This window comes from Photobacterium sp. (assembly GCF_057456235.1).
In genome coordinates this window covers 189121-204664 of record NZ_JBVCPH010000005.1, presented here as the reverse complement: position 1 = coordinate 204664, position 15544 = coordinate 189121, and the positions used below count along the sequence as shown (strand labels likewise).

14 protein-coding genes and 1 pseudogene are annotated in these 15544 nt (G+C 45.4%); 11 read left to right on the top strand and 4 right to left on the bottom strand.

The window, feature by feature from the left end:
• Positions 1 to 40: 40 nt before the first annotated feature.
• Positions 41 to 670: an HD domain-containing protein gene (locus AC2204_RS07945; protein ID WP_318924979.1), complete on the bottom strand. Its 630-nt coding sequence runs from the start codon at positions 668 to 670 to the stop codon at positions 41 to 43.
• A 667-nt stretch (positions 671 to 1337) separates the two neighbouring features.
• A complete protein-coding gene (locus AC2204_RS07940) occupies positions 1338 to 1616 on the bottom strand; it encodes a hypothetical protein (RefSeq protein WP_318924978.1) in 279 nt (92 codons plus the stop codon).
• A gap of 527 nt (positions 1617 to 2143) precedes the next feature.
• Between AC2204_RS07940 and AC2204_RS07935 the strand changes: the two genes are divergently transcribed.
• Positions 2144 to 3076 carry a cation diffusion facilitator family transporter gene (locus AC2204_RS07935; protein WP_318924977.1) on the top strand — a complete coding sequence of 311 codons (933 nt, stop codon included), beginning with the start codon at positions 2144 to 2146 and terminating at the stop codon, positions 3074 to 3076.
• A gap of 289 nt (positions 3077 to 3365) precedes the next feature.
• Positions 3366 to 3752, top strand: a complete 387-nt coding sequence (locus AC2204_RS07930) for a tautomerase family protein (protein ID WP_318924976.1) — start codon at positions 3366 to 3368, stop codon at positions 3750 to 3752.
• Positions 3753 to 3841: 89 nt separating this feature from the next.
• Here AC2204_RS07930 and AC2204_RS07925 read toward each other — a convergent pair whose 3' ends face one another.
• Together AC2204_RS07925 and AC2204_RS07920 are read right to left on the bottom strand one after the other, a co-directional pair.
• Positions 3842 to 5770, bottom strand: a complete 1929-nt coding sequence (locus AC2204_RS07925; protein ID WP_318924975.1) for a bifunctional diguanylate cyclase/phosphodiesterase — start codon at positions 5768 to 5770, stop codon at positions 3842 to 3844.
• Between the two features lie 5 nt (positions 5771 to 5775).
• Entirely contained in the window at positions 5776 to 6432 is a 657-nt protein-coding gene (locus tag AC2204_RS07920) for a transglutaminase-like cysteine peptidase (RefSeq protein WP_318924974.1), read from the bottom strand.
• A 346-nt stretch (positions 6433 to 6778) separates the two neighbouring features.
• Here AC2204_RS07920 and astB point away from each other — a divergent pair, with 346 nt between their 5' ends.
• From astB to AC2204_RS07875, 9 genes and pseudogenes are all read left to right on the top strand, one after another.
• Positions 6779 to 8113, top strand: a complete 1335-nt coding sequence (gene astB, locus AC2204_RS07915; RefSeq protein WP_318924973.1) for an N-succinylarginine dihydrolase — start codon at positions 6779 to 6781, stop codon at positions 8111 to 8113.
• Between the two features lie 131 nt (positions 8114 to 8244).
• Positions 8245 to 8766 carry a DUF2058 domain-containing protein gene (locus AC2204_RS07910; RefSeq protein WP_107283239.1) on the top strand — a complete coding sequence of 174 codons (522 nt, stop codon included), beginning with the start codon at positions 8245 to 8247 and terminating at the stop codon, positions 8764 to 8766.
• A 212-nt stretch (positions 8767 to 8978) separates the two neighbouring features.
• Positions 8979 to 9677 carry a thermostable hemolysin gene (locus AC2204_RS07905; protein WP_318924972.1) on the top strand — a complete coding sequence of 233 codons (699 nt, stop codon included), beginning with the start codon at positions 8979 to 8981 and terminating at the stop codon, positions 9675 to 9677.
• Positions 9678 to 9679: 2 nt separating this feature from the next.
• A pseudogene (locus AC2204_RS07900) lies at positions 9680 to 10717 on the top strand (AMP-binding protein); the annotation flags it as partial.
• Between the two features lie 468 nt (positions 10718 to 11185).
• Positions 11186 to 11887 carry an iron-containing redox enzyme family protein gene (locus AC2204_RS07895; RefSeq protein WP_318925037.1) on the top strand — a complete coding sequence of 234 codons (702 nt, stop codon included), beginning with the start codon at positions 11186 to 11188 and terminating at the stop codon, positions 11885 to 11887.
• Positions 11888 to 11912: 25 nt separating this feature from the next.
• The gene (locus AC2204_RS07890) at positions 11913 to 12716 is read left to right on the top strand and encodes an SDR family oxidoreductase (RefSeq protein ID WP_318924971.1); all 804 of its coding nucleotides are present in this window, start codon (positions 11913 to 11915) and stop codon (positions 12714 to 12716) included.
• A gap of 17 nt (positions 12717 to 12733) precedes the next feature.
• Positions 12734 to 13381: a tetratricopeptide repeat protein gene (locus AC2204_RS07885; RefSeq protein WP_318924970.1), complete on the top strand. Its 648-nt coding sequence runs from the start codon at positions 12734 to 12736 to the stop codon at positions 13379 to 13381.
• A 16-nt stretch (positions 13382 to 13397) separates the two neighbouring features.
• The gene (locus tag AC2204_RS07880) at positions 13398 to 14054 is read left to right on the top strand and encodes a response regulator (RefSeq protein ID WP_318924969.1); all 657 of its coding nucleotides are present in this window, start codon (positions 13398 to 13400) and stop codon (positions 14052 to 14054) included.
• Positions 14044 to 15480: an ATP-binding protein gene (locus AC2204_RS07875; protein ID WP_318924968.1), complete on the top strand. Its 1437-nt coding sequence runs from the start codon at positions 14044 to 14046 to the stop codon at positions 15478 to 15480. Before AC2204_RS07880 ends, AC2204_RS07875 begins: the two co-directional genes overlap by 11 nt.
• Positions 15481 to 15544 lie beyond the last annotated feature (64 nt).

Genomic DNA, 15544 nt, shown 5'->3' with positions numbered 1-15544 from the left:
CAATGGCCTTTATTTTTTCGTGATAGTTATTCGATGAATTTTAGCCTTTGATCTCATGACGTAACTGCGTCAAAAATCCTTTCATATATTCAGTTCGCTTAACGGCTTCTTGTCTTGCCGCTGCGGTGTTCATCGTATCCTGCAACTTAAACAGTTTAGTGTAGAAGTGATCAACCGTAAAGAGCTTATCGTTATAAACACGTGTTTCACAAAAAGGGTCTTCATCTGAATACAGGCTTGCATTGAAAGAGGTACCGACCTGAATACAGCGCGCAATACCGATCGCTCCTAACGCATCGATGCGATCGGCATCTTGCACTATGGCGGCTTCTAATGTTCTTACCGGTATATTTGCACTGTAGCTATGTGCCTCGATGGCGTGTCTGATGTCAGCATAGTATTGCTCGGGATAACCCACAGAACGCAAAAAACGGATAGCTTCTTCTGCCGCTAAGCGCGATGCACAATGACGCTGAGGGTGATCTTTCGGCAGTGAAGCACAATCGTGTAGCCAGGCGGCAGGAATGATAATTTCAAGCTTGGCGTTTTCCTGGTGGGCAAATTGCTTAGCGGCCACCACAACCCGCTCAATGTGGCTAAGATCATGAGCAGGATCGGTTGCCATCATCTGTTGCACGTATTTTTTGAGTTGTGGCTCGATATGTTCCATTTGCTGTATGTTCCTCAGAAAACCAATTATCAAAAGTGTATTTTGCTGGACTTAAGTCGCTGGCTCAAGTTTATGTCGACATGAGTTTTTCAAAAACATGATGTTGTGATCGGGGGGCTTCTCTATTGGTATTAATTTGGTCAACCTAGAAAGTGCCGGAAGACTCAAGGTCAGAGCGAAATGGGCTCGCTGAAGTTAAGGTGTTAGACGGCAGTAACCCCAGTTTAACGAAGGTTAGGATACGGGAAATAAAGCATGCCAAATCAGGCTGCGAAAATGGCAGATTTTTTCTGATCATATAGACTTAGACATCATCAATAAGCCAGTTGTGCATATTTGTCGTAGGAGTATATGAATACCGGGGGGAAAGATTTCAACTTTGCGAAATTAATCTCTTTTATCGAATAGTCGATGAATATGGGAAACTTTTTATTAAAATGGGGGTGGTTAGTTTACCTGAAAATATAAAAGTTGAAGTGAATAATTGATTTTTATAAATTGTTGTTAAGTGATTGTATGTGAATTTATTGTTAATGAGAAACAGACCCTAAGGGTCTGTTTATTTATCATCTTTATTATTAGGACATTCAAAAAAACCTAGCCTGTTTTTTCTTAATCGTTATTGATACCTAAATATATAAAGAAGGTGAGCAAATTTAACTGCCAGTTATGCAGCTTGTATCATATTTATCGAGAATATTTGACCATCATGAAAATTCACCGGTACTACCATATGTACTTCAGGTAACAACAGAAAAGCACCATCATTATGCATTTTTACAATGATTTGTAAGCGCTGGTCGATTGTTTCTTGTAGTTGGGATGTACATGGTTTACTCACTTGAGTGCCAAACTGACTATAATGACCATTACTGGAATATACCCAGATGCTGAAAGGGATTTTTTCTCTTTCAAGCTGCTCTATAAAATCAGTGATATTTCTCATAAAAAGTCCTTTTTATTAAATCAATATCTTTATATTGACGCATTAGTATTATGGAAGGATACGTATATATTACAATTTGAATTCATAACCGTTATTCGAAATATGTGACGTCAGCAAGGTTTTCTTGAGAATTTAAAGAGCTATCCAATATTGTTTTCATAGCCTCTGCAAGAGAAAACAATAATAACGAATTATTTAAAATGATAAACAAAATACATGTAAAGTGTTATTAATCAGAATTATTATAAAATCGGATTTTTATATAAAACACATCCCATATGTTGTGTTGTAATATTGAATAATGGTACAGGATTATGATGCCGTTAGGTACAGAGGTAATACCAATCGGTGTTTAGTCACGTTCAGGACTGTTTAGTACCCGTTTAAAAAGCGTGAAAGCTACCGCACAAGGCATTTGATAACGATGGACTTTAAACCTTAGTTCGCTATGATGATTTCGGCTACGGACTTTATAGCGAAGTAGTTTGAGACCACTATGTTGTAATAAGCTGTTTTGAGAAGAATTTATGTCAGATACACCGGTAAGACTGATTCAGAGAGTCACATGGATTGGAGCAATAGCTAACGTTGCATTAGCACTGTTAAAAATCACTGTAGGTAAACTGACAGGCAGCCAGGCCTTAATTGCCGATGGTGTCCATAGTTTTTCAGATTTAGTGACTGATACGGCAATCTTGATTGGTTCAAGGTACTGGACCGCACCTGCCGATAAAGAGCACCCGTACGGGCATGGACGTTTTGAAACCCTGACCAATATATTTATTGGCATACTGCTTGCCGTTGTCGGGATAGGGATTGGCTGGAATTCCATTGACTCGATTGGCCAGGAATCAAATACCACACCTGGAATGCTGGCCTTTTGGGCCGCTGTCGCATCTATTCTGGTGAAAGAAGTTCTGTATCGTTGGACAGTGATTCAGTCTAAGAAAATTAATAGTCGTGCTTTGTATGCTAATGCTTGGCACCACCGCTCAGATGCATTGAGTTCATTACCTGTTGCTGTCGCTGTTATTGCAAACTACTTTGTACCTGATTTGTATTATCTTGATCAGATTGCCGCTCTGCTGGTTACTGCAATGATATTGAAAGCGGCCTTCGAGATATTGTGGCCTGCAATAGTGGAAATCACAGAAGCCGAAGCAGACAGTGAGATTGAAGCTAAAATTCAGCGTTATGCTTTGCAGGATAGTGATATTCGTGAAGTTCACGCCATTCGTAGCCGCCGTACAGGCAGTATAATTTTGTTAGATTTCCACTTGTTGGTGGATCCGGTGATGAGTGTCGATAAGGCCCATACGATCACTGAAAACTTTAAGAGCCATATTCTAAAACAGATAGATGAAGTGGTTGATGTGATCATTCATGTCGAGCCATATACCTGTGCCGAACGGGTTATTAACCCGTGCTGTGATTGCGATGAGTGTCATGATGAAATGTAAGGCGTTGAAGGCTTGTTTGGTGATGAGCTAGTCGCTTTAATGCCTCTGACTAAGAAAAACGTCTGCAAACTTGCAGGCGTTTTTTTGTTTTATAAGCAAACTCTGTGTGCACTTTTTTATGATTACCATATTATTAAGATTGGCTGGGCTGTCAAATATTCACCAGTATGGCGAATACCAACCCAGATAATAACTATGGTTGGTTTTGTACCGCGATAAAGATGTTGGATTAGTACTGCTTAGATAGCCTGATTAAGCCTTGGACCGGCGCTGTAAAGGGAGAAAGAATATGCCGTTGATCAGAGTGAAATCGCTTCTATTTGACCATGAGGTCAATGTTTCTCAGGTCGTGTGTAATCTATCACAGGCAATGTCTGATGCGACCGGCATTGAACCTCATCATATTATGATCACCTGGGAATATCTGTCTGCGGGTCATTATGCGCATGGCGGTAAAGTAACCCAGACTCAACCTATCAATAGCCATCCGGTGCTGATCGATCTTATCGCACCAAATTTTAATACCGAAGATCAGATTAAGGCGATGCTAGAGCTAATCGCTAACACTGTCGCAGAGCTGGTGCCGATCGCGAAAAATAACATCTTCATTAATTATACCCCTGCCTATAGTGACGGTGTCTATGGTGACGGGCATGTTGTGGAATGGGATCTGTAGCGCCGGACAACAAGAGAGAGGGCTTCGTTACAATTAAAAAACCAATCACCTACCAGTTGCGGGAGGTGATTGGGTGACAGTCATGGCTTTTATACCGTTTTTTCGCTATTCATCTTATCGACAACATAGCCCTGGAAACCTCTGACCATTAACTCTGCCAGTTTCTCTTGCTGGCTTATTGTTTCCACTCTGGATGCGATGGTTGTGATCGATAAATTATTAGCCGTGCGGGTAATGGAAGCCAGTACGTCTGCTTTTATCTGGTTGTCAATTTGACTGGTGTAGGCGAAATCCAGTTTGACATAAGCCGGACGGTACTTGCTTAGATACCCGATGGAGCTGAAGTTGTGGCCAAAGTTATCAATACCAAAACGGAAGTTATTCTGATGAATGATCTCGCATAACAGGCCGGCATCATCGCTGTTTTTAATGAAGCAAATCTCGGGTAACTCAAACAGGATACGGCTGCTCAAAGCCTGGCAGGATTGCATCTTATTCGATAACCAGTGTATGAAGCCAGTATCGTTGACACTGTTTTGGGTAATGTTAACGGCAATTGGCCCCAGTTCTGGGTTGGCTGCAAGCTTATCGAACAGTTGCTCAAGAATGTGCATATCGAGTGGAGCACCCGCGTTAAGCTGTTCAATTGCGCCGAGGAACTGGCCTGCGGAATAACGTTGCTTGCCTTTCTGAATATAGGCAAAGACTTCCTGGTGCAGAGGCATTCCGTCATGGTCGACGGCTTTTTGATAGTTAAATTTAAATAGTTTGCTGGCGATCGCTTCTTCTACTACTGCTTTCCATTGCTGCTTGCCCATAGCTGATTGCCGTTTACCCGGTGCTGATGGTGGCACGATATCAAACAGTGCCAAAGGCTCTTGTGCTTGCTGTCTTGCCTGCATTAAGGCGTTATCAGCCTGAGCCAGAATTGTTGTGATATTGTCGTCTTCACGGCGCATCACCAGACCCACAGCAGCTTGTACAGGGGCTGCATCTAATGAGGTCATGTTAAGCATAGAGCGGCCAATCATTTTAAGCTCTGATGCCGTAATGTTCGGGGCAATGAGCATGAATTCCGACTGGTTCAGGCGTGCGATCGTGTAATCATCCGTTGCCAGTTCTTTCAGCCGAACCGCGAGTTTCTGCACGAATTTATCACCCGCTTCATAGCCCTCTTGAGCATAGCAATCGGTGATCTGGTCAACTTTTAACAGGGCAACCCCTCCTTCCGGAGGGTTAGAGAGCCAATATCCGAGCTGGATCATCAAGTAACTACGGTTCGCCAGGCCAGAAACAGGATCCTGATAGGCGCGTATTCGGAGTTTGTCGGCCTCTTGAGCTTGCTGCTCAAAATGCATTTTAAGTTGATTACTCATTGAGTTAAAGGCGAGAACCACATCACTCAACTCGCGGGTACGGGGAACAGATAAAGGCTGACCAAATTGGTTATCAGACATTTCTCTGGCGCGGCGCTGAATCGATTTTAATGGCATTAAGACTTTCGACAGAATAATAGCCAGAACCACTGCGCCAAACAGGAAGGTCAGAAGAAAACCAATAACCAGCTGCACGGTTGCTTTCCATAGCTGGATATAAGCATGAGCCGGACTACTGGTCACAGAAAGGGTTGCCAGTTGCATCCAGCCACTAGTCAGTGTGGTCGATTTCGTTATTGGCTGAATGGCAATAACATTACGAAACCATTCCGGCACGCCTGAAATTGCTGATGGGTACCTACGCTTCAACTCGGTATTATCTTGCAACATGTCCAGGGTGATTGCACTGTAGAAACTGCCATCAAAAGTTGCATTGATAATGGACTCGGCTGAAACTTTATCGTCAGCTTCCAGATAAGGAGACAGCGCCATACCGACAGCACTGATAGCATTATCCATTTCGGTCGATTGCTGTTCGCGAAGAAAATCTCTCGTGGTATGAAACTGGATAACAAACACGGAGGTGATGAGTGTAAAAAATACAACCAGCATCCATATCAAAAGTTGTCTGTATAGTGTCATTGTGATCACTTATCAAAGTTAATGTTTGGTCGGTGTAGTTGGATGTGGGTTGAACGCTGACGTAAATCATTCCACAAACTTAAACGGGAAGAATTCCCGGCCAACTGTCCTTGTCCTTTTTGCTTCATCAGCCAGAGCTTGCTACCGTTAAAGCTGTAAATAGGCAGTAGATCCGGGCGTTCATTAGCGGGCTTGATGTCGCCGTTTAAGTTATCAAGTAGCAAAGGTACCGCCGAAGGGGTAGGGTAGTAGGCTACCACCATATGAAACTGGTTTAAATTTAGCGCTTTTACATATACCAGTCGGAGCTTGTTATCGGCAATGCCAAGTTCACGAAGTGTGAAGTATTTTGCAATACTGAAGTCTTCACAGTCTCCGGCCGCCGCGCCAAGAAATTCTAGAGGGGTGGCCCAGTAGTCAGTTTTTCCCCATAACTTGATATCATCGATAAAGATCAGTTGGTTAAAGAAGCTATTTACCTCTGCAAGTTTGGCGCTTTCGTCAGTGGTCGCAATGTCATTGATTAACTGGTGCCACGCATTCACACGCTTTCCAGCACGCTCCCCGTAAAATTGTGCGACTTTGTTGATTTGCTTTAACTCTTCGCTATCAGTCAACGCAATGGCGCTGGCTGACAACAAGATACAGCAAATCCAGAACATAATAGTCTTCAAGGCAATTGGTCTACTGTTGGATCCATGAGCTGTCACTTACTGTGATAATTAATATACTTTCAGGCGCTTTCTTTTTGCCTGCTGTACTCTTTACTAGACGGTGCTGCGCAGGTTTATGGTTTATCAATCCGTTATTGTGACAATAACAGGTCCGTGGCGTTGAGAATATGTAATTGCGCCAGAATATCATTGTAAGAAATGCTTTTAAAACAGATCAATCGCCCATAATCAGAAAAATCCGGATAACTGAAGGTTGAGTTATTTGTTTGATTTCTGTTGCAAGTGTGATTGTTTTGTTATTGTCTGAGTGATGGTGAACAAACATGGAGTGTCTATGAAAGCATGTGAAGCGAATTTTGATGGGTTGGTTGGTCCGACTCATAACTACAGTGGGCTCTCTTTTGGCAATGTCGCTTCAGAGAAAAACCAGGCGAGGGCGTCTAGTCCTAAGCAGGCGGCCAAGCAAGGGTTGGCGAAAATGAAAGCATTAACCGATATGGGGTTAGTGCAAGGTGTATTGGCACCTCAGGAACGTCCCGATATTAATACACTGCGCCGTTTAGGGTTTACAGGCAGTGATCAGCGCGTGATAGAGCAGGCAGCAAAGCAGGCCCCAAAAGTTTTGACGGCTTGCTGTTCAGCATCAAGTATGTGGACAGCCAACGCGGCCACGGTTTCTCCGTCAGCGGATACCGCCGATGGAAGAGTCCATTTCACCCCGGCTAACCTGACCAATAAATTTCATCGTTCGATCGAACACGAAACGACAGGACGTATTTTGCAGGCAACTTTTGCCGATCCTGACCATTTTGCTCATCATCAGGCACTGCCGGCGGTTGAACATTTTGGCGATGAAGGTGCAGCAAACCACACACGTTTTTGCCATCAATATGGTGAGCAGGGGATAGAGTTCTTTGTTTTTGGTCGTTATGCGTTTGATAGTCGTCACCCGGCGCCGAAAAAGTATCCGGCCCGTCATACGTTTGAGGCTTGTGAAGCCGTTGCGCGTCTGCATCAGCTAACCGCTAAAAATGTTGTTATTGCCCAGCAGAATCCAGATGTTATTGATCAGGGCGTTTTTCATAATGATGTTATTGCGGTGGGTAATAAAAATATACTGTTTTGTCATGAACAGGCATTTTTAAATAAGCAGTCTGTCTATAAGGATTTGCAGTCCAGAGTTGGGGGGGATTTTACCATTATCGAGGTACCAACCAGCGCGGTCTCGATTGATGATGCGGTGACCAGCTATTTGTTTAATTCGCAACTGTTAGAACTGCCTAATGGCGAGACCTTGTTAGTTCTGCCTGAAGAGTGCCGTTCAAATCCGCGAGTTTGGGCCCATGTAGAGCAGATCCTGGCAGCGAAGAAAGGCATTGATCAGGTGCGTGTATTTGACCTTAAGCAAAGTATGGCAAACGGTGGTGGTCCGGCATGCTTGCGTTTACGTGTTGTTCTTAATGAGCAAGAGCAGAAAGCCGTTAATCAGTCGACATTGATGAGTGATCAATTATTTAGCCGCCTGAATACCTGGGTTGATGATCATTATCGCGATAGTCTCTCGGAAGCCGATCTGACTGATCCCTGTTTATTGGATGAGTCTCGTTGTGCTTTAGATGAGTTAACGCAAATTCTACATCTTGGTTCTGTTTATCCATTCCAGCGTTAGAGTCAGGGCAGTGCTGAGCCTTGCATTTAGAGGTTACTTGGCTACGGAATTGAATGTAACCTTGACCCGTTTCTCTTTCGCCAGCGATAATAGGGGCAATTGATATAAATTGTCACCATAATGGAGTCAAAATGGCAAAGCTAAGCTTACAAGAGCAAATGCTGAAAGCAGGTCTTGTTGACAAAAAGAAATTAAAAAAAGCGGCGAAGACATCTAAGAAATCGCGCGTTCAGGCAAGAGAGGCCAAAGCGGCTGTTGAAGAAAAAAAAGCTGCGCAATTGGCTCAGGATCAAGAGCTAAACCGTCAACGAGACGAAGAAGCACAAAAAAAAGCTTTTGCATCTCAGATTAAACAACTTATTGAGATGAACCGGATTGACCGTAAGCACGGCGATATTGGTTATAACTTTACAGACGGCTCACTGGTTAAGAAGATTTATGTTGATAAGAGCATTCAAGATCAGCTAGTGAAAGGTCGCTTGGCGATTGTTCGTTACCTTGATGGCTATGAAGTTATCCCGGGTGTTGTTGCCGATAAAATAGCCCAGCGTGATGATGAGTGTATTGTCCTGAATAACATTGTTGAAGAACAAACGGTGGAAGAAGATGATCCGTACGCAGACTTCGCCATCCCTGATGATCTGATGTGGTAACGTTATTAGCCCAATGCTAATAAGGGTCACTATTCATTCATAGTGTTGCCTTGTTTAAAGCCTCGAATAAGCTTTGTTTATTCGAGGCTTTTTTTGTCTCATTTTTATAATTAAGTCGTTATTTTTGCCGGAAGTTTCTTCTCTTAAGGGTTTCTTAAGTTTCCCCCTATAGGCTTGCGGGTAGATTATCGAGAGTCTATTCGGGGGTGGCTATGCAAGCCTATCAAGCTGTACTTTCTCAATATGAAATAGTGGTGGCCGATGTCAGCCATCCGCGCCGTCGCGAAATAGAATATTATATCTCGCATCGGTATCAGCAAGCGTTTCAGGCGACGATCTGTGAATTCATGCCTTACCTGGTGGCCTTGTTTGATGATCAGCAGGCGTTGGTTTCTGTCTGTGGCTATCGCCTTGCCAAAGATGAGCCGCTATTTCTGGAGCAATATCTTTCTCAACCCGCTGAAGTGTTGATGTCGACGCATTTCCAACGACGCATTTCCCGTGATTCACTCATCGAATTCGGTCAACTGGCTTCATTTTCTTGCGGAATGGCTCCTGTACATTTTTCCGCGATGATCCACCTGCTGCTTGAGCAAGGGTATCACTGGTGCATTTTCACCGCGACCGGTCCTCTGTACGCCATGATGAATCGTATGGGCCTGAAACCCCATTCTCTGATGGATGCGGATCCGACTTATATCGCTGATGCCGATGCCGTGTGGGGCCGTTATTACCACAGCAAGCCAAGAGTTTCGGCAGGAAACCTAGAGGATGGACTGGCAATGATAAATCATCGTATTTCCCGCTTTAACGGCCAGATAGAGAGACGGGATCGCCTTATTAATCCTCTGTCGTTACAGAACATATCGTTACCGCAACTGTCGTTGACGGATGCAGAGAAAAGGAGTTAACGATGGAAGGGATCATCGAAGCGTTACACCGATTTGCCATTGAACGTCCAAACCAGATTGCTTTGCTTGGTGAAGAGTGGGAAAAAGATGACGCAGAAGGGCATCAACCCTGTCAGCTGAGTTACGCCCGGTTACTGGCTGAAGTCGAGCGAGCCGAACAACAGATAATCAGTAGCGGTTGCAAACGTATAGCATTACGGGCTGAGAACGGGTTCGATTGGGTTATCGCAGATTTGGCCTCAATGAAAGCCAATATTACCCTAGTGCCAGTGCCGATGTTTTTCTCTGCCGCTCAGGTGAAACATCTGTTAGCTTCAGCCCGGATTGATGCAGTGTGTGGCGATTGGCAAGGCGTATTGGATGATGGGAACCATAAGGAAAACCCAATTAGCCGGATTGCCGGGTTGCCGCTTTATCAATATTGTTCTGAGCAAGAAGCTGTGCATGACTTGGCGCTGCCTGCACAGACGGCAAAAATCACTTTTACCTCCGGGTCAACCGGGCAGCCTAAAGGCGTTTGTCTGAGTCAGACGCATTTAGAACAAGTCGCCAATGTTTTATCGGCATCGCTGCTGGCGTCAGGCACCGACATCGAACGTCATATGGTGTTACTGCCTTTATCTACCTTGCTTGAAAATGTCACCGGTTTGTATATCCCTCTGTTGTTGGGTGCAACCAGCGTTATTGTACGAGGTGAAGCGTTGGGACTCACCGGCTCCAGCCAGTTTAAGGGAGCCGTATTTGCCCAGGCTCTGGCGAAGTACCAACCGCAAAGCTTAGTGGTAACGCCGGCACTGTTAACGGCGCTCGTCCGCATTGCTGGCCAAGCGCCGAGGTTGATCCAATCCTTGCGATTTGTCGCGGTCGGCGGGGCAAAAGTCTCGCCCGCTTTGTTACAACAGGCGCACCAGTCAGGCATTCCAGCCTATGAAGGCTATGGGTTGTCAGAGTGTGGATCTGTTGTCAGCCTGAACCTTCCGGGAGCCATGAAACCAGGTAGTTGCGGCCGAGTGCTCCCTCACTGTCAGATCAGCATTGAAGATGACGGCGAAGTGATGGTGGCTGGATCGGCGATGCTGGGTTATGCCGGTGAAACCAGCTCTTCGAAGATGATTGCAACCGGTGATTTAGGCTATATCGATAGCGAGCAGTTTTTGCATATCACTGGCCGCAAAAAGAACCAGCTGATCACGGCGTACGGCCGGAATATCTCACCGGAATGGATTGAATCGGAAACACAGACCATTGCCGGACTCGAACAATTTGTGGTGCTCGGGGAAGGAAAAGACGCCTTGGCTGCGGTGGTATTTAGCTCGCGTCCCGACTTGATTGAAGCCGGTATTGAACGGCTGAACGCCGGATTACCCGATTATGCTCGAATACAGCATGTTGTCGTATCGCCAGATCCCCTGCTTTCAATTCCCGGCCTGATGACCAGCAACGGTCGGCCGCGACGAGATGCTATTGCTGATTATTTCCATAATGAACTTTTTGAAAAGGAAAATGCTATGTCTCAGAGCCCCTCATTTTTTAATGTCCTGAAACAGCAGACTGCCGATGCGCAATCTTACATGTACAGTGCCCCTGTTTTTGAAGCTTGTGCGCAGGGACAGATCACCATGCAAACCTATACGGCATTTCTGACACAGGCTTACCACCACGTAAAGCATACCGTGCCGTTACTGATGGGTTGCGGCTCTCGTTTACCTGAACAGTATGAGTGGTTACGTCAGGCGTTAGCAGAATATATCGAAGAAGAGAAAGGACACCATGAATGGATCCTGGACGATATCAGAGCCTGTCAGGCAGATGCCGACTCAGTGAAACACAACCAGGGTGAAGGGCGGATGTGTGCACCAATAGAGCTGATGGTGGCGTATTTGTATCACCAGATAGATCGCCGTAATCCCATGGCATTTTTCGGTATGGTCTGGGTATTGGAAGGAACCAGTGTCAATGTTGGTGGCCAGATGGCCAAAATGATCCAATCGACACTAGGGTTACCCGATAAAGCCATGGTTTACCTGACATCTCACAGCACGTTAGATCAGGAACATATCAAACTATTTGAAGGCCTGATGAATAAGATTGATGATCCGGTTGATCAGCAATCCGTCATCGACGGTGCCAATATGGTTTTCCGCTTGTATGGCGAGATGCTACACAGCTTGAGTCAGCCAGTTCACGCCCGTTCGGCAAATGCAGCATAAGCCAGCCAGATAACAGGAGTATGTTATGGAACTGAAAGCGAAACACATTCTGCTGACCGGAGCGAGTGGGGGGATAGGCTCTGCTCTGGCACTGGCTCTCGCTGAACAAGGAGCCAATCTATTGCTGGTGGGCAGGAAAGAAGCAGCCCTGAACGAATTAAAAACCAGCTTACTGCGTCCGAGCGAGCACCAGATCCTTGCCGTAGATTTATTAACGACAGAAGGAATGAGCGAACTGGATCATACATGCAAGCAATGGCGAACCGAAGGACGGGGCATTGATGTCGTCATAAATAATGCCGGGATCAACACCTTTGCTTTTTTGTCACAGCGAGATGCAAAGTCAATTCAAAGCGAAGTCAGCCTTAATGTTATTACGCCGATTTTATTAACCCAAAAGGCCATTCAGTGGATCCGACGTCCGGGTATTGTTCTCAACATCGGGTCGACTTTCGGTGGGATAGGTTACCCCGGATACAGTGTCTATAGCGCAACGAAAGCGGCCCTCCATCGTTTTAGTGAAGCGATGAACCGAGAGTTAGAAGGTACTGAAATCAAGGTGCTTTTTATTGCCCCCCGGGCGACACAGACAGCCAGTAACGATCTCCGGGTCAAAGATATGAATCAGGCCCTGGGAAATAAAACCGACTCGCCAGAATGGGTGGCTCAGCAAGTGATAACTACGCTGACGCAAGAAAAGCCCGTGACATGGCTGGGGTGGCCGGAAAAAATATTTGTCCGAATTAATAACCTGCTGCCCAGAGTAGTGTCAGCAGCAATCCGTAAACAACATGCCACGATTACTGAGTTTGTCAGTAAACACTCGTAAGCCAGGAGATATTTGCTATGTATGACCTCAAATGTAAACCGACTAAATTGTTGTCAACGATTGCCGTTGCTTGCACATTCGGCCTGTCTGCCAGTGTTGCGGCTGCTACGCTGGAAGATATTCAACAACAGTGGTCAAAATGTCAGTACGACGTGTTTAATAAAGACAACAAAGTGGCCTGCTTTGAACAAGTGATAACTGACAATCAAACAGCATTGAATAAAGATCCGGGCCGGAATGATTTAAAGGTGTGGTTAGCGATCAATAAAAGCAGTCTGGCCGGTGCGAAAGGGGGGCTAGGTGCGTTGTCGCTTGTGAAAGAATCTAAGAAACTATTGGAAGATGTGATCAATAAAGAGCCAGAAGTGCTTGATGGATCAGCATTTACCAGTTTGGGTTCGCTATACTACAAAGTACCGGGATGGCCGATTGGCTTCGGCGATGATGATATGGCGGAAACCATGCTTAAAAAAGCATTGGCAATAAACCCTAATGGCATCGACCCTAATTATTTTTATGGTGATTTTCTGGCTGAAGACGGACGAAAAGCGCAGGCTGTGGCCTATCTTAAAAAAGCGCAACAGGCCAAACCCCGGTTAAACCGTGAGTTAGCAGACCGAGGTCGACAGCAAGAAATTAGTAACCGATTGAATGATTTACAATAAGGAATGGCAATAAAGCATGCGGATTTTGCTGGTAGAAGATGATTTTATGTTGGGTGAATCCATGGTGGCATCGCTTGGCCGCCATGGCTATACCGTCGATTGGCTCCGGCAGGGAATGGGTGTTGAAGTCGCGCTCAATACCGAAGAGTTTTTAGCCATTATCCTTGATTTAACCTTGCCGGATATTGATGGTTTGCAAGTTCTGAAAAAGGTGCGAAACGCCGGCCATAAACTTCCTGTTCTGATCCTTACTGCCCGAGATGGTATTAATGATCGTGTTAAGGGCTTAGATGGCGGCGCTGATGATTATCTGGTTAAGCCCTTCGCCCTGGAAGAGTTACTGGCGCGGTTGCGGGCCTTAGTGCGCCGTATGGCTGGAAGTGTCGAGGAATGTATTGAAATAGGGGAGCTTTCTATTTCCCTAAACGCCAACGAAGTTCAGTACCGTAATCAGCCCATCAAGACGACTAAAAATGAATTCAAGATCTTAGCAACACTGGCCACCCAGGCCGGACGGGTATTGAGTAAAGAAAAGCTGCAACAGTGCCTGCATGGCTGGGACGAATCCGCCAGTGATAATGCCATCGAAGTTCATATCCATAACCTTAGAAAGAAAATAGGAAACGATCTGATCAAAAATATCCGGGGCGTGGGGTATATCATTGAGCGCTGAATTTTCTATAACGAAACGACTAATTATCACCACGACAGTGGTTGCCAGTTTGTTGGTGATAATTTCGACGGTATGGACTTTTTATGAAACCCGCCATGAAATCAATGAAATTTATGATGCCCGACTAGGCCAGTCCGCAAAGATTTTAGCGCTGAGTATGAAACATTTGCTCAATGAACCATTTCCGGATCAAACCAAGATCTATGCTGACTGGTACAGTGGCATTCAGATTCAAGCTGCGGGTCGTGACGATACCCCGACCCAATACGGACATGCCTATGAACAGAATCTGATGTTCCAGGTGTTTGATGAAAAAGGGAGCCTGCTGTTACGCTCGCCGGGGGCACCTGTATCGCTCTTTGTCCATTCGACCGCGCAGGGTTATATAGACTTTGACATGGCAGAAGAAGCGTGGCGTAGCTTTCTCATTGCGGTACCAGTGTTATCAGGCGATAGCACTTCTGCGTATTTGCTGGTGGCGGAAAAACGATCGGTACGGGATGAGCTAATGGATGATATCGCTCTTTCTACGGTTGTTCCCCAATTGGTTTTGATCCCACTGTTGGCGCTGGTTATTGTGATCTTATCCAACAAATTTCTTCGTCCAATCAGAGAGCTAAAGCAAGCCGTCGCTCAGCGTAGTATCAATAAGCTGGATTCTATCTCTGTGCCTAATCCGACCGTAGAATTGAATCCATTAATTGCTCAGTTGAATGCGTTATTCAGTGAGTTAGATAAAGCTTGGCAACGGGAAAAACGCTTCACCCATACTGCAGCTCATGAGCTGAAAACACCATTGGCAGTGTTGCGGCTGAATACAGAAAATGCGCTTAATAGCCGAAATAAGGACGAATTACACGCTGACTTACAGCAGGTTCTTGCGGGTATTGAGCGTAGTGACCGATTAATTCAGCAGTTGTTGATGTTATCGCGCATTGAGTCTCGTCATGATATTCAATTCGAGCCGTTTGACCTGATCACCTGCTTACAGGATGCGATTTCAGGACTCGCACCGTTTGCATTAAAACAACAGCAAACGTTATCACTCAATGGTCCAGACAAGATGGTGATAAAAGGTAACCCGACATTGTTACTGAGCTTATTTAGTAACCTGATTGACAATGCCGTGCGTTATTCAGGCGCAGGAAGCGTCATTTCAGTCAATGTCACGGAGACTGACAGTCTGCCAGAACGATCCTGGGTAAAAGTACAAGTTACAGACAGCGGCGTATCAATCCCACCGTCTATTCATCATAAGATTTTCGAGAAGTTTTTCCGCGCCCACTCAGAACAAGGCGATGGTGCAGGGTTAGGTATGTCAGTGGTACTCGATATTGTTAATTTCCACGATGGGCAGTTACAGCTGCTTCAGCCGGATTACCCGCAAGGCAACACCTTTGAGGTATGTTTGCCGAAAGGTTGTTGAAATCACTATCCCGAATAGCACTGCATGAAGGAGTGAAGCTAGTTCCTGTAGTACGGGGCGTGCC

Excerpts from the sequence above, each read along its gene's own strand:
- AC2204_RS07945 (WP_318924979.1), bottom strand. The coding sequence starts at position 670 with ATGGAACATATCGAGCCACAACTCAAAAAATACGTGCAACAGATGATG.
- AC2204_RS07940 (WP_318924978.1), bottom strand. The coding sequence starts at position 1,616 with ATGAGAAATATCACTGATTTTATAGAGCAGCTTGAAAGAGAAAAAATC.
- AC2204_RS07935 (WP_318924977.1), top strand. The coding sequence starts at position 2,144 with ATGTCAGATACACCGGTAAGACTGATTCAGAGAGTCACATGGATTGGA.
- AC2204_RS07930 (WP_318924976.1), top strand. The coding sequence starts at position 3,366 with ATGCCGTTGATCAGAGTGAAATCGCTTCTATTTGACCATGAGGTCAAT.
- AC2204_RS07925 (WP_318924975.1), bottom strand. The coding sequence starts at position 5,770 with ATGACACTATACAGACAACTTTTGATATGGATGCTGGTTGTATTTTTT.
- AC2204_RS07920 (WP_318924974.1), bottom strand. The coding sequence starts at position 6,432 with ATGTTCTGGATTTGCTGTATCTTGTTGTCAGCCAGCGCCATTGCGTTG.
- astB (WP_318924973.1), top strand. The coding sequence starts at position 6,779 with ATGAAAGCATGTGAAGCGAATTTTGATGGGTTGGTTGGTCCGACTCAT.
- AC2204_RS07910 (WP_107283239.1), top strand. The coding sequence starts at position 8,245 with ATGGCAAAGCTAAGCTTACAAGAGCAAATGCTGAAAGCAGGTCTTGTT.
- AC2204_RS07905 (WP_318924972.1), top strand. The coding sequence starts at position 8,979 with ATGCAAGCCTATCAAGCTGTACTTTCTCAATATGAAATAGTGGTGGCC.
- AC2204_RS07895 (WP_318925037.1), top strand. The coding sequence starts at position 11,186 with ATGTCTCAGAGCCCCTCATTTTTTAATGTCCTGAAACAGCAGACTGCC.
- AC2204_RS07890 (WP_318924971.1), top strand. The coding sequence starts at position 11,913 with ATGGAACTGAAAGCGAAACACATTCTGCTGACCGGAGCGAGTGGGGGG.
- AC2204_RS07885 (WP_318924970.1), top strand. The coding sequence starts at position 12,734 with ATGTATGACCTCAAATGTAAACCGACTAAATTGTTGTCAACGATTGCC.
- AC2204_RS07880 (WP_318924969.1), top strand. The coding sequence starts at position 13,398 with ATGCGGATTTTGCTGGTAGAAGATGATTTTATGTTGGGTGAATCCATG.